Below are 19,361 nucleotides of genomic sequence, written 5' to 3'. Positions count from 1 at the left end.
CGGCCGCCTCAAGCACTTCCGTCGCTTCGCGACACGCTACGACCGCCGCACCATCCACTTCACCGGCTTCGTCCACCTCGCCGCCGCCATGATCTGGCTACGATGAATGTCGATCCGGCCTAGGTCGCGTCACGCCTGCCATAGAAGCGCGCGCCACGGTCCGACGCATGAATGCGGTACAATATGGCATCCGCAGTGATGGTCGTCGTCGGTCGTCCCACGTCTCAATCCTCGAGCGTGGCGGCAAACCGGACAAGGCGCTGGATCGTATCCGGACCGCCGGTAACCATTGTCATCGGCACGTCCTCGCCCAGTCCTTCGTCGCCCTCGACCATGAACTGCAACAACGCCCAGGGACTGGTGGTCGGCGTCGCGGCGAGCATCGCCGCCATGCCGGGGGCGATGCTGCCGCCGTCGAACTGGAAGGCGGGGAAGAGCTTGCGGCCATTGTCATCGACGACCAGCAGGCGGCGGCTTGTCACCGCCTTGTGTACCGCCTGCACCGACCGATAGCCGAGCAGTGCACGCACCTGTTCGGCGGTCAGTGCCCCACCCGCCCGCGACACGAGGTCGCGTTTGAACGCAGCCGTTCGCGTCAGCTGTTCGGCAATACGCCGTTCCTCGGGATCGACCGCGGGCATGTTGCGCAGGATTGCGAGCAGCATCTGCGTGAAGTCTGCGGTGCCAGCCACGTCCTTCAGCTGCGCCGGTGACAGCGATCGCGCGACCAATGCGGCACCGTTCTGCATCCGCCGGTAGATGACGTCTGCCACCTCTGCGCTTGCTGATGGTGTTGCCATGAGGCTCTCCCGGTTGATACCGGATCATGTATGTCTCATATCATCCGGTATCAACCAAGAGGTCGTACCCATTCATCGCGTGATGAAACCAACAGGCAGAAGCTTACAGTGCAAGGTGATCGCTCGCCACCGGTTGCCAAATGCCGGACAATACGGATACGGCCGCGACCGCAGGTACGGTGCCGCCGTTCCTGTCGTTTCAACCGATAGCAACGCACGAGCGACGTCCCCATGCAGATCATCGTCCGCGACAACAATGTCGACCAGGCGCTCCGTGCGCTCAAGAAGAAGCTGCAGCGTGAGGGCGTCTATCGCGAGATGAAGCTGCGCAAGCATTATGAGAAGCCGTCCGAGAAGCGCGCTCGCGAGCGTGCCGCCGCGATCAGCCGGGCGCGCAAGGCCGAGCGCAAGCGCGCCGAACGCGATCGCTGACCGCGCTACCCGGTCACACAGATGATTCCGATCGGTACCCGGATTGACGAGACCGGCACGCTGGTGCGTGACGGCGGCACCTTCCATCTGCGCCGGGACGCCGGCGGGCGCTATGCGCTCGAGCTGCACCGCACGCCGGTCGACGAGGTCGAGAAGCGGGTCCGGCTCGTCGGTACGTTGGTCGCGTCCGGCGTCGTCGACGCCGACAGCATCACGCCGATCTGATCAAGGCTTGCGAAAGCACCGCAACCGCTCGTCGCGGGAACGATTCAGGTCGACTCATCCCGATTGATCGCGGTCATGGCCAAGGCCACTCCATGCCGCCGTGGAACAGCGGATCGTTCATGCCTGCGGCCACGAGCGGGGGCATGTCATCTACGACTTCGATGCCCGGGCAGCACGCAAGGCGCGCTGGCTGCGCACCACCCTGTGCCGCGCCTGCTTCATCGCCGACAAACAGGCGGAGCAGGCGAAAGAAGCGGCCGGGAACCCGGCGGCCATCTCGACTTGCCCGAGCTGACCGGCAGCGGGCGACAGATCGCATGGGCCACCGCCATCCGTGCCGGTCGGCTTGCCGCGCTGACGACCGATCCGGTCACGACCGCCGCCGCCGATTGCGCGGCATGGCTCCGGATCCGCGACGCCAAATGGTGGATCGACAACCATACGTCGTCACCGGCGGCGTTCCTGAATAAGGTACGCGAAGCGTGCGGTGGTGGCGGCTCCTCGTCGACGGGGGCGTTGGGAAAGACCCATTTCGGGCTATGGTTCATCGTGACCGAATCGGAACCATTGTCTCGCCTGACCCCGCGTGAGAGGCGCTGCCTCGAACTGGTCGCTCTGCATTACGACACCGCGCAGATCGCCGGGGAACTGGGCATCAGCCTGACGACCGTGAACGGCTATCTCGCTGATGCAAGGCACAAGCTGGGTGCGCGCAACCGGAAGGAAGCTGCGCGGATGCTGGCGCACGTCTCCAGCCCGAGCCCTGTGGTTGCACCCCCTCCAGAAATAGGGGGTGAATCTGGACGGGTTGAGGGTGAAACCGGCGCGGATGTACCCGTTTCGGTACAGCCGAACGCTGACCTCGACCCGCCCCGCCCCAAGGGGGATGGCTGGACCCGAGCTCTGTACTTCGACCGGCCGTATCAGCCCCACCAGTTTGGAAAGGGCGCGCGGTTGGGGATGATCGTGGCGCTGGTGGTGGCCTTTGCCCTCGCCATGGCACTCGCGGTGATCGCTGTCGTGGGCCTGGTGTCGATCTCGACCAGCCTGCGATCGTAGACGCACAGCAGGGGGCTATTATGATCCATCCCGTCGTCGCGGACATCACCCATGGGCTGAAGACCGCGGAAGAATCGAACGATCTCACCATCTCCTCGGCCGCCGCCATGATCCAGGCGCTGGTGGCCGATCGCGAGCAGCTCAAGATCGGTTACGGCGTCATCCAGGGGCCGCTCGCCGACGCATCGAAGGCGATCGCGCTCACCGTCGAGGCTCGTGCGCACCTCGGCCGGTGTCACCGGCGGATGTACGATCTCGCGATCGAGCACAAGGTGATCGGCCACGGGGACATCGTCCCGACGTTCGACGATCCCACGCCCACGAAGGCGGTCGCAGGATTGCCGATCGCCGCCTGAGCGATGAACGCCTACCTTTATCTGATCCTCCTCGCCCTCGCCGCAGGTTATGCCTGGCGGCGCGGGGGAGCGCCCGAGCGACTTGTCGCGAGCCTGATCGTCGCCGCCGTCGTCGCGTCCGCGATCGCGCTCGGCTTCAGCACCCGAGTGTTCGGATCGAAAGAGGTAGGCCTGTTCGTCGTTGATCTTGTTCTATGCGTGGCCGTCGTGCTGGTCGCGCTGCATGCAGAGCGATTCTGGCCGCTATGGTTATCAGCCCTCTTGATCCTCAGCGTGCTGCTGCAATTGGCGATCTGGTACGCACCGTATTATTATCGGGCGATCTACCTGATCCTCCATGCGCTCAGTGCGTATCCCACGCTCATGCTGCTTGCGGCGGGCACGGCACGGCATCGCCGCCGGCTGATGCAGCACGGCCTCGACCCGGCCTGGTCCGGCGAGGTCCGCCAACGGCCAGATCCCGCCGTGCGCGCGAGGCGATGAACCTGCGGGCGAAAATCGCACAGCTTCATGGACTGAAATCGAGCGATCCGGTCCACGACATCCTCATGGAAGCCTATATCGCTGCAGAGGAGGGGCAGTTGCTGTCGGTATCGGCTGTCGCGCTCATGGCCGGGGTGAAGGCGACGACGTCCCTTCGCTACATCGGCTCGCTGGTCGAGCAGGGCCTGCTGGTCCGGCAATCCGATCCCGACGATGGTCGGCGGTATTGGGTGACGCTGGCGCCCGGCATCAAGGCCGGAATGGACAAGGTTTTCGCGGCGTTGGATTAAGCTGCTGCCCGTCTTCTGGACGGCCTTGCATTGGAAAGTTCGAGTGATGCGGGATTTCCAAAGAGACGAGGTTTGAGATGAACAGGTCGAAGTTCTCCGACGCGTACATCACCTTCGTACTGAAGCAGGCTGGGGATGGTACGAACGTCGGCAAGATATGTCGGAAAGCCGCAATCATTGATTCTTTAAACAGCTTTCCTTGGCAAAGGACGGGGGCGTTTTCCGGGCGGAGTGCCTGAACCAGCACTGTTTTAGTAGTATCAACTACGCTGTCGAAGAACGTGAAGCTTGGCGCGGAGACTGTAACGAGGTGCGACCGTATAGCCTTATCGGCCGTGAGCTGCCTATATCGCTGGTAAAACGTCAGCGGTTCATATCCTGCCGCTACGGCAGATGCGGATGACGCCCAGTCAAGTGGTCCAAGAACGGGTAACAGTTCAACACCGGTCGACCTTTGGTTGCGGCTGAACACAAAGCCTGGGTCACGTCACATCGAATTTCCCCTTGCGTCCGCCTCGCCGCTCAGCCAACCTCGTTATTGGCGGATATCAACCGCTTGGGGCACTGATCGGGGGCGATCTTGAAAAAATACTGTCGTACGGCGTTTCTGCGTCGTTCTCTCTTCGTATCGGCTGTGCTGATCGGGGGAACGACATCGCCGGTGCTGGCCCAGATCGCGCCGCCGCCGCCCGTTCGCCAGTCGGTCGATGCCAATGGTGTCGATCTCATCAGCGGAAAGCTGCTCGTCACCGGTCCCGTGCTGTCGATCGGTTCCGCCGACGAAAAAGGCATGCAGTATTTCAAGTTCAACAACGGCGACGGTTGGAACGACAATCTGATCGCCGTCATCAACATTCAGAACAATGCCGTTATCGTCACGATCAACGGCCGTTCGGACCGGTTCACGCAGTCGGGGTCGAATTACGTTTCGAGCGAGGGCGGCGGATCGAAGCTGTCGCTTGCCGGATCGACCTATACCTATACCGCCAGCGACGGCACCGTAGCGCTGTTCGACAAAGCGCGGGCCGGCTTCTATCCGCAATATGCGACCGAAGGCAGGGTCACGAACATCACCTTCCCTTCCGGGGAAACGCTCACCTACAACTACGACAGCGTGGTCTACTGTTCCGGCACAAAGCAGGGTAACGACGGCCTGATCTGCACGCTGAAGACCACGGCCTATCGACTTGGTTCGATCGACAACCGCCACGGATATCGCGCGACCTTCTCCTATCCGGAAGTGGAGGGGGATCCGCAGGACCCCGAAACTGGCCCCTTCGACCTGTATCGCTGGTCGACCGTTCAGGGCGTGACGCTGAAGAACCGTGCGACCAATGGGGAAGTGAGCGGTACCGGCTTCACCAATGCCGCAGGCCAGGCGATGCAGTTCACCTATGGCGCGAGCGGCATCACGGGCGTGACCTACCCCGGCAGCACCACGGCCGACGTGACGATCGGGTACAGCGGCGCGCGCGTCTCGAGCGTGCAGACCGCCGTGGGCAACACGACCTACGCCAGTGTCGATGGCGTCGACAACGGGCGGAGCATCCGGACGGTGACCGTCACCGACCCGGCGGCCAAGGCGACCGTCTATGTGTTCGACCTTGCGCTCGAGCGGATGCTGTCGCGCACCGACCCGTTGGCGCGCAAGACGCAATGGACCTATGACAGTCTTGGCCGGGTGACGCGGATCACGCAGCCGGGCGGCGAATATACCAGCTTCGTCTATGACACCCGCGGTAACGTGACCGAGACGCGGCAGGTCGCGCGGACCGGCAGCAATCTCGGCGATATCGTCTCGACTGCCAGCTATCCGGCGAGCTGCACGAACGCCGTGACGTGCAACCAGCCAACCTCGACCACCGCCGCCAACGGCGGCGTCACCGATTACGAATATGATCCGACGCATGGCAATGTGACCAAGGTTACCGGACCTGCGGCGAGCGGGGGCATTCGCCCGGCGACGCGCTACGCCTATGCGTTGAAGCACAATACGACCACCGGTGCCGATATCTATATGCTGACCGGCATATCGACCTGCCGCACCACGGCGTCATGCGTCGGGACAGCGGACGAAACCACGACGACGATCACCTACGAAAGCGGCAACCTGCTGCCGACCGCGCAGACGATCGCAGGTAGCGACGGCGGTCCCTCGGCGACCACCACATTCGGCTATGACGCGATCGGCAACGTCACCTCGATCGACGGGCCGCTGAGCGGGACGGCCGATACCCAGCGGATCACCTACGACGTGCTGCGCCGTCCAACGGCGGTCATCGCGCCCGATCCGGACGGCGCAGGAGAACTGCCGCATCCGATCGTGCGGATGACCTATGACGCGCGCGGCCGGATCAGCGTGCAGGAACAGGGTAGAGGCAATGCCGACGGCAGCGGATTCACCGCCGACCGGAAGGCTGCGTTCTCCTACGACGATGCCAATCGGAAGACCGCCGAGCGGGCGATGTCCGGGGCTAGCGTCTTCACGCTCACCCAGTTCGGCTACGACACCGCGGGTCGCCTGGAGTGTACGGTGCAGCGGATGAATCCGGATGCCTTCGCCACCGCCCCGGCTTCCGCCTGCAATCTTGGCGTTACCGGCACGGACGGGCCCGACCGGATCACCAAGGTCACGTACAACGACGCCGGGCAGGTGACCGTGGTTCGTCGCGGCGACAAGACCGATGCGGCGACCGAGGACCAATATGCCTATCACGCCGACGGTACGCTCGGCACCGTCACCGACGGCAAGGGCAATGTGACCGCCTATACCTACGACGGGTTCGCCCGCCCGGTGCGGACCTGCTACCAGACCGCGTCGTCGACTGCCTGTGCCGGTTCGCCCGGCGATTACGAGCAGTTGAACTATCAGGCGAACGGGGACATCCAATCGCGTCGCCTGCGCGATGGACGGATGATCGGCTTTACGTTCGACCTGCTCGGTCGGCTGACGAAGAAGACGGTGCCGGACGGCTGCCCGCCGGACCAGTCGATGGGCTGCCCGCCCGCGTCGGCGACGCGCGATGTGGACTATGGCTATGACCTGCTTGGCCATCTGACTTCGGCGACCTTCTCGGGCACGAGCGAGGCGGTCAGCGCGACCTATGACGCGCTGGGGCGGATGGCGAGCACGACGACGACGATGGGCGGAACGTCACGCACGCTGTCCTACGCCTATGACGCGGCCGGCAACCGCTCGCGACTGACGCATCCGGACGGGATGGCGTTCGGCTATGAGCGTGATGTGCTGGGGCGTAACACGCGGATCACCGAAACGGTAGGCACCACGACACGCGAAGTACTGAACCTCGCCTATTATCCCGAAGGGACCCGGTCGTGGTTCGGGCACGGCGCGAACGGTCGCGGGCACGGCTATGATCCGCTCGGTCGGTTGACCGGGTACAACCTGCAACGCAACGAGAACGGCACGGTCGTGCTCGACGGGACGGTGCTCGAATACAATGCCGCGTCGCAGATCAAACGGCAGTATCGCACCAACGACGATTATGCATGGACCGGCGCGGTGAACGTCGACCGTCCCTATACGACCAATGGGCTGAACCAGTATAGCGCCGCCGGCCCGGCGACGTTCGAGTATGACAAGAACGGTAACCTGACGAAGAGCGTGTCGCCCGCAGGCGGCACGCAGGTCTATGGCTATGATGCGGAGAACCGGTTGGTTAGCGGACCCAACGGGGTGGCGCTGACCTACGACCCGCTGGGGCGGCTGTTCGAGATCGCGCAGAACGGGACGGTGGCATCGCGGTTCGTGTACGACGGCGACGCGCTGGTGCTGGAATATGACGGCGCGGGCAACCGGTTGCAGCGCCACGTTCATCTCGACGGTGCGGACACGCCGGTGCTGTCCTACCACGCCAGCGAGACGTCGCCGCGGCAGTTGATGCCCGACCACCAGGGATCGATCGTAAGCATGACGCAGCACGGCTGGAGCCGGATCGTCGTCAATACCTATGACGAATATGGCTATCCGGGGACGAACAACACCGGGCGGTTCCAGTACACCGGGCAGGCGTGGCTGGCGGAACTCGGGCTGTATTACTACAAGGCGCGGATGTACTCTCCGGGCATGGGCCGCTTCCTCCAGACCGATCCGATCGGATATGCCGACGGGATCAACTGGTACAACTACGTCGGTGGGGATCCGGTGAATAAGAGGGATCCTTACGGCTTGGATCAATGTAGCGATCAGGGGCTAACAACTGCCGTACCAGGATACACCACAAGTCATTATTCCGGAGGACAATTCACTGGAAACTCGATGACCGCTCCGCTTTGTGGTCGCAGCTTTATGGATTATTATCAACAATATCAGCCTAGCAGCCCAAGCGGCCCGGCGCAGGGCGGCGGCCGCAGTGAAACGATGCCGCAGAATAACCAGTGCGCGCCCGGCATTTCTCCGGCTGAGGCAGCCGCATCGCGTAATGGAAATAGGCGGGCTTTCTGGAACTCTAGGGGAGCTCGCGGTGACCCTATGGCCGCTACCGCATTGTCGATTGTGGGAGACTCGAATTTTTCGGGGGTGTTTGCAAACAGCCGTCTCCGGGGTGCTATTTTTGCGAGAAACAGAGGAGAAGGTGCTCCGCTGTCCTATGCAGCTGCGCAGGCGGAAGTGCAGCAGATAGGTGTTGAGCTGATGCGAGCCCACGTCAACGCTGTTAATACGTTTGGTAGTCCATCGGCGGCTCAGATTGCGGCTTACCATTTCCAAGTGTTCTCTGCTCATCGGCTTCCAAACTCCACGTTTGGAGGTTCGATGTTCACAGGGACGGAATTGGAGGCGACTTTGACCTCTCCAATATGGAAGGGGTGTCCCTGATGCGGATAAGCGGGAAAACGCTAATCGCAGGAGTTAGCGCTCTTATGGCCCTTAGCAGCTGTAGTGAAACTGGCGTAAGCGTGGTCAAGGTTGATGACCATGTCTTCCATGTTCCCAAGAGCTATCTGATTGAAGGAACTATACCTTGGCTGCCATCCAGCCAATCGGCAGGATTGAAATTTCTTATAAACCCGGGTGTCCGCCCGGAAGAGCAGATGATTGTCACGATAGAATCGTCTGCCACGACATGTCATCCGAAGACGCCACCTGTATCTAGCCAACTTTCTACTGCTTGTTCATCGGCGAGACGCAATGAGGAATTCTCTCCGCTAGCAAAATACACGGTAGAAAAGGTGATTATGGATAGCGATCCCACGCAATGGGAGTATCGCCTTAGGATTGCCGATGGTAATCTGGGAAGCGTGGTTGCATCATGCTATTTGTTGTCAGAGAAGAAAGGGCTGTGCACGGCATTAGGAAACTATGGCGACTTGGTTTATTCGCTGGGATTGAGGGACGAGGACATGCCTCGACTGGCCATGATCCATAAGAAAATTCATGATCTATTGCGCGCTTGGGAGCGGGCGGGAAGCCTGTAATCCGGACTCCTGATCGCTTTTCCCGAGCCGATCAGATCGCCATCCCTGCGGCCCTGACCGGCAAGGGGATGGCGATCGCGGCCCCCTTCCTCGTCAGCGTCTCGTCGATCGCGCCGACCTTGGCGCCGTCGCGGCCCTCGATGGCGGATGCGAGGCGGTCGCGGTCGTCGGTATAGATGGCGGCGTGCTTTTTGGCGCGGGAGACGGCAACGTAGGCGAGGTTGGCGTCGACGTTGCGACGGAAGCTCTCCAGGTGTGCCATGACCCGATCGCAGGTTGCACCCTGTGCGGCATGGATGGTGGAAACCCAGGCGGGGCGGATGTGGCGGTCGGCGATGTTGGCTATGTCGAGGGTCTGGCGCTTGCCGCCCTTCATGCCGACCATGGCCAGCCCTTCCTCGGCGTCGATCGCGAGCACCTCGGCGGTGCGGCCGTTGAGACGCTTGGTGGCATAGTTTTTGTGGGTGAACCACATGCGGCCCCAGGTCCGAAAATTCCTGTGCCACATCTATGAACGCCTCGGCACGATCGCCCCACTAGCGGGCGAACAGGCAACGCCCCTACAAAACTCGCCGCCTTTGACACTGCTTGGCCTTGCCCGGCGCAGGATCACCAAACCGGCTGTTGTCGCAGTTGACGCTCATGGCACCCCCGCCGAGCGTGAAGCTTTGCGAGGCCGCCCAGTTGGGCTCTACGCCATAGCGCACCGTCCATTGCTGACCGGCAGCGCCGGAAAGGATGCACGCCTGCCCCTCGCTCGCGCAAGTCTCCCACGATGCGAAGACCTGCACCTTGTCACAGCGCTTCACCTTTCCCGGCGCTGGATCGTCGAACGTGGCGTTGTTGCAGCCGACCTGCTGACTGCTGCCGGTCAGCGTGGCCAGGCGATACGACCAGGTCGGACCAGCGCCGTAGCGAATCTGGAACTGGTCGCCGGCCGCGCCGCTCAGGCCGCAGATACCGTTCTCCGACGCGCAGTTGCTCCACTGTTGCCCCTCCAACAGATCGGCACCGTTCACCCGCATACGATTGCCGGCTGCATCATATTTATAGGACGCGCCGTCGCCGCTGGCACGCCCGCCTTCCGTCGCGACGCCGATCAGACGGCCGAGCGCGTCATGGGCATAGTCGGTCGTCGTACTCTGCGCGGCGGCAGCGCCGGTCGGCACTACGGAGATCGCAAGCAACGCCCCCCATACCGCCCGGTATCGCCATGCACCGATGAAAGATTGCTGCATTGCCGCCCCCTCGTCCCGCTATCGAACCGATCGTGCGATTCCGATGACTACCCCGGTCCGATCGATGCCCGTGCTCTCGAGACAAAGACAAAGCGTATCGTCGATTCCGATAGCCTAAACAGGATCAGCCGGATAGGTTTGTGGAGCATGATGCTCGTGGGGAATCCGGTGCGGAATCAATTGTTCAAGGGACTTGCCGGTTTCCACGCGCTGATCATCGCGTCGTCCGCCGTGGCGCAGGACGGCTTCGCCGATCCTGCCGGTTCCGGACCGATCGTGGCCGGTCTCCGCTGGATGCAGGGTACGCTGCTCGGCACAGTGGCGACCGTGGTGGCGGTGATCGCGATCGCGTCGGTCGGGTTCCTGATGCTGACCGGTCGGATCAACTGGCGCTATGGCGCGGTCGTGATCCTCGGCTGTTTCATCCTGTTCGGTGCGGCAAGCATCGTCGGCGGGATCCAGTCTACCGCCAGCCTCGGCGGCTGAGCGGTGCAGCACGATCCGCTGTTCGTCGCACTGGCCCGGCCGCAGATGTTCGCGGGGGTCACCTACAGCTATTTCGTCGTGAACGCGGTGATCGCCGCCGAGCTGTTCCTGATCTTCCGCTCGCTATGGGTGCTGCTGGCGGCGCTGATCATCCATGGCGTGGGCGTGCTGCTGTGTCTGCGCGAACCGCGGATCATCGACTTGTGGATCATGCGGGTCAGCCGCTGTCCGCGGGTGCGCAACCATCGTTTCTGGGGATGCAATTCCTACCGACCATAATAGTATCGGGGCGATATATTGGCCGGTCGGGTACTCGACAGCACGACATCATCTGCAAGGGGGGAGCATATGCGCAAGGCTATTCCGATACTGTCCGGGCTGATCCTCGCATCGGCAGCAGTGGCGCAGGACGCGCGTGAAACCGTGACCTACAAGTACGATGCGCTCGGTCGGCTTGTTTCGAGCGATGCACGCCCGATCGGAAATGGCGGGCGCCGCACGCAATATGCCTATGACAAGGCAAGCAATCGCGAGCGGGTCGAGAACGTCAACATCGTCCGCGCCGGAGGCATGCCGGCAAATTTCTCGCTCCGTCATGGCGAAGGCATCAAGTCGCCCGGCAACCAGTATGTCCTGCACCTGCAGCAGGACGGTAATCTGGTCATCTACAATCGCGACACGGCAGCGACCTGGGAGACGATGACCGGAGACCGCGGGCAGAACCACCTCGACATGCAAGGCGACGGCAATCTGGTCCTCTACGCATCGAACGGACAAGTGGTCTGGAACACGGGGACCTGGGGCAATCCCGGCGCCTATGCCGAACTGACGGACTACGGCAAGCTCGTCCTGCGCCGCGCGGACGGCAGCCAGCTATGGTCGAACTGACCCGAACCACCTCGTGATCGATCGCAGCGTCACTTCCACCGCCGGTTTCGGTGCCAAGGCCGCAGCGCGCGAAAAGGCCGCGGGGACGCACCTGCCCTATGCGGTCCATGTCGACGATCGCACGATCGAGACGCGCGACGGGCTGCTGATGCAGTGTATCGCGTTGCGCGGGCTGCTGTTCGAGACCGCGGACGGCGACGAGCTCGACTATCGCAAGGCGCTGCGCGATGCGATGTTGCAGGTCATCGGCTCGTCGCGCTTCGCGCTCTATCACCATATCGTCCGTCGCCGCGCCGACGTGACGCTGGACGCGACCTTCCCCGACGATTTCTCGCAGCGGCTCGATGCGCGCTGGCAGGCGCGGCTCGGGGAACGGCGGCTGTACGTCAACGACCTGTATCTGACGCTGGTCCGCCGCCCGTTGCAGGGGCGCATCGGCTTAGCCGACCGGGTGCGCGGACTGTTCACCCATGGCGGACAGGACCGGGCGGCGCTGCTGGCGCACGAACTGCGCCAGCTCGACAGCGCGCGCGACGGGCTGCTGGCGGCGCTCGGCAGCTATGCGCCGCGCCTGCTGGGGGTGTACGACACGCCGAACGGCCCGTGTTCGGAACCGCTTGAATTCCTTTCCGCGCTCTACAACGGCGACATGCGCCCGGTGCTGCTGCCGCTGCAGGATCTGGGGGCCTATCTCCCCTATCGCCGGGTGAGCTTCGGGCAGGATGCGATCGAGCTGGGCGAAGGCGGCGGCGTGCCACGCTCCTTCGCGGCGATCGTGTCGATCAAGGATTATCCGGCGCGCACCGCGGCGGGCATGTTCGACGATCTGCTGCGGCTGCCCTATGAACTGGTCATCAGCCAGTCGTTCGCCTTCATCGAGCGCGGGCAGGCGCTGAACCGGATGAACCTTGCACTCCGGCGGATGCGCTCGGCGGAGGACGAGGCGGTCAGCCTGCGCGGGCAACTGGCGCAAGCCAAGGATGAGGTGGCGGCGGGTCGCGCGGGCTTCGGCGAGCATCACATGACGGTGATGGTCCGCGGCGACACGCTCGAAGAAGTGGATGCGGGCGTGGCCGAGATCGGCGCGACGCTCGCCGACCTCGGCATCGTCGCGGTGCGCGAGGACATCGCGCTCGAACCCGCCTTCTGGGCGCAATTCCCGGCGAATTTCCGCTATATCGCGCGGCGGGCGCTGGTTTCGACCGCCAATTTCGCCGGGCTGGCGAGCGCGCACAATTTCCCGGTGGGACAGCCAGGCGGCAACCATTGGGGACCGGCGGTGTCGCTGCTGGAGACGACGGCGGCAGGACCGTATTTCTTCAACTTCCACCACGGCGACTTGGGCAACTTCACCGTCATCGGCCCGTCGGGATCGGGGAAGACAGTGGTGCTCAACTTCCTGCTGGCACAGGCACGCAAGTTCGGACCCCGGATCATCTTCTTCGACAAGGATCGCGGGGCCGAGCTGTTCCTCCGCGCGATCGGCGGTCGCTATGACCAGTTGCGTCCCGGCGAGGCGTCGGGTCTCAACCCGCTGCGGATCGACGATACGCCCGCCAACCGTCAGTTCCTGATCGACTGGCTGGGGCTGCTGGTCGGCGATCCCGACATCGGCGAGGTGCAGCAGTTGAAGGACGCGGTCGACGCGAATTTTGCGCAGCCGCCCGAACATCGCCGCCTGCGCCATTTCGCCGAGTTGCTGCGTGGCGGACATCGCCCGCATGCCGCCGACCTGTGGGCGCGGCTGTGCCCGTGGTGGGGCGATGGCGAGCGGGCATGGCTGTTCGACAATGCCGAGGACCACACCGACCTGTCCGCCGATGCGGTCGGGTTCGACATGACCGCGATCCTCGACGATCCGGTCGTGCGCTCGCCGGCGATGCTGTATCTGTTCCAACGGGTCGAGGAACGACTGGACGGCACGGCGGCGATCATCGTCGTCGACGAAGGGTGGAAGGCGCTCGACGACGAGGTGTTCGTCCGGCGGATCAAGGATTGGGAAAAGACCATCCGCAAGCGCAACGGCATCGTCGGCTTCGCGACGCAGAGCGCGCAGGACGCGCTGGAATCGAAGATCGCCAGCGCGATCATCGAACAGGCTGCGACGCAGATCTTCATGATAAACCCGAAGGCGCGGCCCGAAGACTATATCGACGGCTTCGGCCTCACGCCCCACGAACATGCACTGGTGCGGACCATGCCGCAGGAGTCGCACTGCTTCCTCATCCGCCACGGCGGCGAGAGCGTCGTCGCCCGGCTCGACCTGCGCGGCGAGCATGAGATGCTGACGATCCTGTCGGGACGCGAGCGCACCGTGCGGCTGCTCGATGCGATCCGTGCCGAAACCGGCGACGCGCCCGACGCATGGCTGCCGCGGCTGCTGGAGGAGGCATGACCTGCCCGACCCCCACGACGGGCGGCGTGTTCCTGAGCGGCGTGCTCAACTTTCTCGACTGCCAGGCGCAGACGATCGGGGCGTCGGGATATCAATTGTTGTCCGCGCCGGGCTCGGCGGTGTCAGTGGCCCTGACCGCGTTGCTGACAATATTCGTCGCGCTGTTCGGGGTACGGATGCTGCTGGGGCAGACGCCGACCTTGCGCGACGGCGTGGTCGCCATGGTCAAGGTCGGCGTGGTGCTGCTGCTCGCGACCAGCTGGCCCGCGGTCCGGGTGCTGGCCTATGACGTGGTGCTGCACGCCCCCGCCGATATCGTCGCAACGCTGGGCAGCCCTCACCTGCCCGGTGCCGGCGGCGGGCTGACCGCGCGGTTGCAGGCAGTGGACGACGCCATCGTCGCGCTGTCGGATCGGGGATCGGGCCGGGGCGATGTCGCGGTCGTCCAGCCCGTCGGCATGCGCGCCTCACCGGTCGCGGACGATATCGCGCTCGGCGGCGGACGGGTCGCATTCCTCGGCAGCGTCATCGCCGCACTGGCAGCCGTACGCATCGGCGGCGGGTTGCTACTCGCGATGACGCCATTGTTCGCTGCGCTGCTGCTGTTCGACACCACGCGCGGCGCGTTCCTGGGCTGGGCACGGGCATTGTTCGCGACCTTCCTTTCCGCCGTCGCGATCGCGGTGGTGCTGGGTGTCGAGCTGGCGCTGATCGAGCCATGGCTGGCCGACGTGCTGGCACAGCGTGCAGCCAATATCGCGACCCTGGCCGCTCCGGTCGAGCTGCTGGTGATGGCACTGGGGTTCGGCATCGCGCTGTTCGCGGTCGTCGCGCTGCTGACGCGGATCGCCTTTCACCAGCTGCTGTCGGTCGCGACCGTGCTCCGCAGCGAGATCGCGGAGCGACTGGCTTCCCCCATGCCCGTACCTGCCCCCAATCGGGATATGCCCTTGCCCTTGAGAGACCATGACCGCGCCGTGCACGTCGCCGACGCCATCGCCGCTGCGCAGCGACGCGAGCAGGGTGCTGCCGTCGTGCAGACCCGCACGATCGCACCGACGCCGACGGCACGTGGCGATGGTGCCGACGTGCCGGCGGTCGTGCCGCTAGGGCAGACATGGCGGCGACGGGGGCAGCGGATGTCGCAGGGCGCTCGGCGCCGGGACGCACGCCGGTGAAGCAGGAAACGCGCGCGGCGCTCGACGCCTATTACCGCGAGGCAGGAAGCTGGGCCGACGAGCGCAGCGAGGCGCTGCGCAAGTCGCGCCGCATCGCATGGATCGTGGCGGCCCTCGCCAGCGTGGTGGCGCTGGCGGAAGCGTTCGCGCTGGCGGGCCTCGCCCCGCTCAAGACGGTGGTGCCCTATACGCTGCTGGTCGATCGCCAGACCGGCTATGTCGAGGCGCTGCGCCCGCTCGACGCGGCGACGATCGCGCCCGATGCGGCGCTGACCCGCTCGTTCCTCGTCCAGTATGTCATCGCGCGCGAGAGCTTCGACATCGACGCCGTGCAGGCGAATTATCGCAAGGTCGGCCTGTGGTCTGTGGACGCCGCGCGCAGCAGCTATGTCGCGGGCATGCAGCTGGCCAATCCGGACAGTCCGCTGGCACGCCTGCCGCGCAGCACGATCGTCGAGACACGGGTCAAGAGCGTGTCGCCGCTTGGCGGCAACAGCGCGCTGGTGCGGTTCGAGACGCAGCGCCGCGACGCGGGCGGGCAGGTGCAGCCGCCGCAGCCATGGGTCGCAGTGATCCGCTATCGCTTCAGCCGCGAACCGATGTCGGTCGAAGATCGCTACGTCAATCCGCTTGGCTTCCAGGTCGTACGCTACAACCGCAACGCTGAGGCTATCGAGCCGCCCGCCCCCCCGCCATCGCCGGTCGTCGTGCGATGAAGCGCTGGGCCATTGCCCTGCTGCTGGCGGGCGCGCCGCTGGTCGCGCAGGTCCGTCCCGCGCCCGGCCCCGGCGACCCGCGGCTGCAGACGGTGGTGTACGACCCGAACCAGGTCGTGCAGCTGGACGTTGCAGCGGGCTATCAGGTCACGCTGACCTTCGCCGCCGACGAACGGATCGAGAATATCGCGATCGGCGACAATGGCGGGTGGCAGGTGACGCCGAACAAGCGTGGCGACCATGTCTTCGTCAAGGCGACCCAGGCGGGGATCAGCACCAACCTGACCGTCGTCACCGACGTGCGCGAATATATGTTCGAGCTGATCGCAACCGATGCGCCGTCGTCCGCCGCGCCGTTCGCGGTGCGCTTCGTCTATCCGAGCGCCGCGCCCATGCCCGTGCCGACGCCGACGACCAACGCGGTCGCACCCGGCCGCTACCGGTTGAGCGGGGCCAAGGCGCTGCGACCGCAGGCGATCAGCGACGACGGTATGCGGACCTATCTCGACTGGCCTGCCGACGCCATGCTGCCCGCCGTCTTCGCGATCGACGACCGCGGCCAGGAGGTGCTGGTCGACGGCTATATGCGCGGCAACCAGTTCACCATCGATGCGGTGCGGCGGCAGCTGGTCTTCCGTCTCGACAAGCAGGTCGCGCGGGCGACGCGGACGGTCAAGCCGTGACGCCCGGCACCGACCCGCGCGCGATTGCCGCGCGCGATATCCGTCCGGTCGTCGCGCGCAAGTCCGGCAAGGCCAGCCCCTGGGTGTTCGGTGGCGTCGCGGCGCTGGGCGCGATCCTGCTGTTCGCGACGCTCGATGGCCGTCGTCGCGCGCTCACCGCGCCAACCACGCGGCCGGCGGCGAGCGACCTGGTCGCCGGAACCGCCGCCCCGCCACAGCTGTACGTGCCGCCTGCGCCGATCCCGGTGCCGCCGCCGGTCGTGGTCCGACCGCTTGCCGTGCCGGCGCCGACGCCAACACCCGCGGCCCCGGTCGTGCGCGCACCGATACCGATTGTGTCGGTCGCCCCCACCACACCTGCAACCACGCAACCCTTGCCGGAGCGCAGGCCCGAGCGGCAGCCGGGCGGACCGGCGCTGGTCTATGACGCGTCGAACGGCGAGGCGGCACCCGTCACGACCGGCACCACCGGTGGCGCGCCGACATCGGTACAGGCGGTTGGCGGCGGGTCGGCTCGCACCCGCGCGGCGCGGCTCGCCGGACAGCGCAGCACCGTGCCGCAGGGCACGCTCATCCCCGCGGTGCTGGAAACCGCGCTGGATTCCACCCGTCCCGGACAGGCCCGTGCGCTGGTATCGCGCGACGTGCGCGGCTTCGATGGCAGCCGGGTGCTGATCCCGCGCGGCAGCCGCCTCTACGGCGAGTATCGCGCCGATCTGGCGCCGGGGCAGAACCGCGCGCTGGTGCAATGGACCCGGCTCGTCCGCCCCGATGGCGTCACGATCGCGATCGATTCCCCTGCCGCCGATGCGCTGGGGCGCGCGGGCATCCGCGGCAAAGTCGACAGCCATTTCCTCGAACGCTTCGGCGGCGCGTTGCTGCAATCGAGCCTCGATCTGGGCGTATCGCTCGCCACGCAGAGCCTGGGTAACGGATCGGTCATCCTGCTGCCGCGTGGCGGGGGCGCGCTGGGTGGCGCGGTGAACCCGGCGCAGCAGGTCCGCCCGACCCTGACCGTGCGGCAGGGGACGCGCGTCACCGTGTTCGTCGCGCGCGACCTCGATTTTGCCTCGGTCGACGGACGATGAACGCGGTCGCGCCGGTCTATCTCACCAGCTATCTCGCTCCGCTGGCGGATCTGCTGACACGGTCCGACGTGACCGACCTCTACATCAACCGTCCGGGCGAGGTCTGGGTCGAGACGCTGGGCGGCGGCAGCGAATGCCATGCGATCCCTGCGCTCGACACCTCCGCCCTCGAACGCCTCGCCCGCCAGATCGCGGCACAGTCGCACCAGGGGATCAGCCGCGAACATCCGCTGCTCTCCGCTTCGCTGCCGGACGGGGCGCGGGTGCAGATCGTCGCCCCGCCCGCGACCCGGGGGGGCATGGCGATGGCGATCCGCAAGCATGTGTCCGCCGACCTGACGCTCGCCGACTATGCCGCACAGGGTGCCTTCGACGGCGTTCGCGCAGAGGCCGATGACGGGGTCGATGCCGAACTGCGCCGGTTGCGTGGCGACGGCGACATCGCGGGCATGCTGGCCTTGGCAGTCCGGGCGCGGCGCAACATCGTGGTCGCCGGCGGCACCTCGACGGGCAAGACCACCTTTCTCAACGCGCTGATCCGCGAGATTCCCGCAACCGAGCGGCTGATCCTGATCGAGGACACCCCCGAACTGCATCTGAGCCATGCGAACGCGATCGGGTTGCTCGCAAGCCGCAGCGCGCTGGGCGAGGCGAGCGTCACCAGCGACGACCTGCTCAACGCGTCGCTGCGGCTGCGGCCCGATCGCATCCTGCTGGGCGAACTGCGCGGGGTGGAGGCCTATACCTTCCTGCGCGCGGTCAACACCGGCCATCCTGGATCGATGACCACGATCCACGCCGACAGCCCGGCGCGCGCGGTCGAGCAGCTGGCGCTGCTGGTGCTCCAGGGCGGCACCCGGCTCGGGCGGCAGGACGTGCTCGATTATGTCCGCTCGATCGTCGACGTATTCGTACAGCTGACCCGCACCGGCGGGCGGCGGCACGTCTCCGCCGTGACGCTGCGCGAACCATGAGCGTGGCATCACTGTCGCTCGCCGATCCGAACGGCGGACAGGCGATCATTACAGCCGCGCGCTGGTTGCAGGATGCACTGATCGGCACGGTGGCGACGACGCTGGCAGTGCTGGCGGTCGCGGGGATCGGGTTCCTGCTGCTCACCGGGCGGCTGCATCTGCGCCGGGGCTCGAGCGTGCTGCTGGGATGCTTTCTGCTGTTCGGGGCACCGGTGATCGCGGCAGGGTTGCTTGGGGACCGGGAAGAGACCGTCGTGACCGTTCCCGCACCGCCAGTTGCCTCACCGACGCCGTTGCCGCGGCCTATGCCGTTGGCATCGCCCTCAGCTGTCTTTGACCCCTATGCTGGTGCGGCGGTCCCTACGGGATAAGGCTGCGACCTCAGCAACTGAAAACTCCCACAGGATTGATCGAGGATTACTCTCACCGATAAGCTATTCCGCAAAATTGGCTTGCTATTTTTATCGTGGCTGACGATGTGAACCGCGCCGGGTTTGCCGGAGGCCATGGTTTGTGAGTCACGCTGCCATATCGATGTTGTCTGCGGCAGCATAATATTGCTCTTCGGCTTCAGCAGGCGGGATGTTGCCGATGGGCTCCAGCAGTCGGCGATGATTGAACCAGTCGACCCATT

22 protein-coding genes are annotated in these 19,361 nt (G+C 65.1%); 19 read left to right on the top strand and 3 right to left on the bottom strand.

Features of this window, described 5'->3' with window-relative positions:
* Window positions 1–224: 224 nt before the first annotated feature.
* Complete coding sequence (locus ABLE43_RS21875) at window positions 225–773, bottom strand: hypothetical protein (RefSeq protein WP_348980139.1); 549 nt, start codon at window positions 771–773, stop codon at window positions 225–227.
* Between the two features lie 258 nt (window positions 774–1,031).
* On the opposite strand from ABLE43_RS21875, the gene rpsU reads away from it, so the two are divergent.
* From rpsU to ABLE43_RS21830, 9 genes are all read left to right on the top strand, one after another.
* Window positions 1,032–1,232: a 30S ribosomal protein S21 gene (gene rpsU, locus ABLE43_RS21870; protein WP_348980049.1), complete on the top strand. Its 201-nt coding sequence runs from the start codon at window positions 1,032–1,034 to the stop codon at window positions 1,230–1,232.
* A 21-nt stretch (window positions 1,233–1,253) separates the two neighbouring features.
* Window positions 1,254–1,457, top strand: a complete 204-nt coding sequence (locus tag ABLE43_RS21865; RefSeq protein WP_348980138.1) for a DUF5818 domain-containing protein — start codon at window positions 1,254–1,256, stop codon at window positions 1,455–1,457.
* 100 nt (window positions 1,458–1,557) lie between these two features.
* The gene (locus tag ABLE43_RS21860; RefSeq protein WP_348980137.1) at window positions 1,558–1,752 is read left to right on the top strand and encodes a hypothetical protein; all 195 of its coding nucleotides are present in this window, start codon (window positions 1,558–1,560) and stop codon (window positions 1,750–1,752) included.
* Entirely contained in the window at window positions 1,740–2,516 is a 777-nt protein-coding gene (locus ABLE43_RS21855) for a helix-turn-helix domain-containing protein (protein ID WP_348980136.1), read from the top strand. The genes ABLE43_RS21860 and ABLE43_RS21855 overlap by 13 nt, the downstream gene beginning before the upstream one ends.
* Before the next feature lie 20 nt (window positions 2,517–2,536).
* Window positions 2,537–2,872 carry a hypothetical protein gene (locus ABLE43_RS21850; protein WP_348980135.1) on the top strand — a complete coding sequence of 112 codons (336 nt, stop codon included), beginning with the start codon at window positions 2,537–2,539 and terminating at the stop codon, window positions 2,870–2,872.
* 3 nt (window positions 2,873–2,875) lie between these two features.
* Window positions 2,876–3,355: a hypothetical protein gene (locus ABLE43_RS21845; protein WP_348980134.1), complete on the top strand. Its 480-nt coding sequence runs from the start codon at window positions 2,876–2,878 to the stop codon at window positions 3,353–3,355.
* Window positions 3,352–3,645 (top strand): MarR family transcriptional regulator, encoded by a 294-nt coding sequence (locus ABLE43_RS21840; protein ID WP_348980133.1) that lies wholly within the window; start codon window positions 3,352–3,354, stop codon window positions 3,643–3,645. The genes ABLE43_RS21845 and ABLE43_RS21840 overlap by 4 nt, the downstream gene beginning before the upstream one ends.
* Window positions 3,646–4,306: 661 nt before the next feature.
* The gene (locus ABLE43_RS21835) at window positions 4,307–8,482 is read left to right on the top strand and encodes an RHS repeat-associated core domain-containing protein (RefSeq protein WP_348980132.1); all 4,176 of its coding nucleotides are present in this window, start codon (window positions 4,307–4,309) and stop codon (window positions 8,480–8,482) included.
* 80 nt (window positions 8,483–8,562) lie between these two features.
* Window positions 8,563–9,081, top strand: coding sequence for a hypothetical protein (locus ABLE43_RS21830; RefSeq protein ID WP_348980131.1), 519 nt, complete (start codon window positions 8,563–8,565; stop codon window positions 9,079–9,081).
* Window positions 9,082–9,112: 31 nt separating this feature from the next.
* On the opposite strand, the gene ABLE43_RS21825 is transcribed toward ABLE43_RS21830, so the two are convergent.
* A complete protein-coding gene (locus ABLE43_RS21825; protein WP_348980130.1) occupies window positions 9,113–9,556 on the bottom strand; it encodes an ATP-binding domain-containing protein in 444 nt (147 codons plus the stop codon).
* A gap of 85 nt (window positions 9,557–9,641) precedes the next feature.
* Entirely contained in the window at window positions 9,642–10,319 is a 678-nt protein-coding gene (locus tag ABLE43_RS21820) for an RHS repeat domain-containing protein (protein ID WP_348980129.1), read from the bottom strand.
* A 147-nt stretch (window positions 10,320–10,466) separates the two neighbouring features.
* On the opposite strand from ABLE43_RS21820, the gene ABLE43_RS21815 reads away from it, so the two are divergent.
* From ABLE43_RS21815 to ABLE43_RS21770, 10 genes are read left to right on the top strand one after another with little or no spacing between them, the layout of a single operon-like run.
* Window positions 10,467–10,805, top strand: coding sequence for a TrbC/VirB2 family type IV secretion system protein (locus tag ABLE43_RS21815; RefSeq protein ID WP_425475301.1), 339 nt, complete (start codon window positions 10,467–10,469; stop codon window positions 10,803–10,805).
* Between the two features lie 3 nt (window positions 10,806–10,808).
* Window positions 10,809–11,084 carry a VirB3 family type IV secretion system protein gene (locus ABLE43_RS21810; RefSeq protein WP_348980128.1) on the top strand — a complete coding sequence of 92 codons (276 nt, stop codon included), beginning with the start codon at window positions 10,809–10,811 and terminating at the stop codon, window positions 11,082–11,084.
* 18 nt (window positions 11,085–11,102) lie between these two features.
* Window positions 11,103–11,693, top strand: coding sequence for a hypothetical protein (locus ABLE43_RS21805; protein WP_348980127.1), 591 nt, complete (start codon window positions 11,103–11,105; stop codon window positions 11,691–11,693).
* A gap of 16 nt (window positions 11,694–11,709) precedes the next feature.
* The gene (locus ABLE43_RS21800) at window positions 11,710–14,088 is read left to right on the top strand and encodes a VirB4 family type IV secretion/conjugal transfer ATPase (protein WP_348980140.1); all 2,379 of its coding nucleotides are present in this window, start codon (window positions 11,710–11,712) and stop codon (window positions 14,086–14,088) included.
* Window positions 14,085–15,266, top strand: coding sequence for a type IV secretion system protein (locus ABLE43_RS21795; RefSeq protein WP_348980126.1), 1,182 nt, complete (start codon window positions 14,085–14,087; stop codon window positions 15,264–15,266). Before ABLE43_RS21800 ends, ABLE43_RS21795 begins: the two co-directional genes overlap by 4 nt.
* A complete protein-coding gene (locus tag ABLE43_RS21790) occupies window positions 15,263–15,982 on the top strand; it encodes a VirB8 family type IV secretion system protein (protein ID WP_348980125.1) in 720 nt (239 codons plus the stop codon). The genes ABLE43_RS21795 and ABLE43_RS21790 overlap by 4 nt, the downstream gene beginning before the upstream one ends.
* Window positions 15,979–16,665, top strand: coding sequence for a TrbG/VirB9 family P-type conjugative transfer protein (locus ABLE43_RS21785; protein ID WP_348980124.1), 687 nt, complete (start codon window positions 15,979–15,981; stop codon window positions 16,663–16,665). The genes ABLE43_RS21790 and ABLE43_RS21785 overlap by 4 nt, the downstream gene beginning before the upstream one ends.
* A complete protein-coding gene (locus ABLE43_RS21780; RefSeq protein WP_348980123.1) occupies window positions 16,662–17,753 on the top strand; it encodes a TrbI/VirB10 family protein in 1,092 nt (363 codons plus the stop codon). The genes ABLE43_RS21785 and ABLE43_RS21780 overlap by 4 nt, the downstream gene beginning before the upstream one ends.
* Window positions 17,750–18,727: a P-type DNA transfer ATPase VirB11 gene (virB11, locus tag ABLE43_RS21775; RefSeq protein WP_348980122.1), complete on the top strand. Its 978-nt coding sequence runs from the start codon at window positions 17,750–17,752 to the stop codon at window positions 18,725–18,727. Before ABLE43_RS21780 ends, virB11 begins: the two co-directional genes overlap by 4 nt.
* Window positions 18,724–19,098 (top strand): TrbC/VirB2 family protein, encoded by a 375-nt coding sequence (locus ABLE43_RS21770; protein WP_348980121.1) that lies wholly within the window; start codon window positions 18,724–18,726, stop codon window positions 19,096–19,098. The genes virB11 and ABLE43_RS21770 overlap by 4 nt, the downstream gene beginning before the upstream one ends.
* The last annotated feature ends 263 nt before the right edge of the window (window positions 19,099–19,361 follow it).

It is taken from the genome of Sphingomonas silueang (assembly GCF_040049155.1).
GTDB classification, from domain to species: domain Bacteria; phylum Pseudomonadota; class Alphaproteobacteria; order Sphingomonadales; family Sphingomonadaceae; genus Sphingomonas; species Sphingomonas silueang.
The sequence above is the reverse complement of the archived record's forward strand: the minus strand, read 5'-3'. Positions and strand labels throughout refer to the sequence as shown.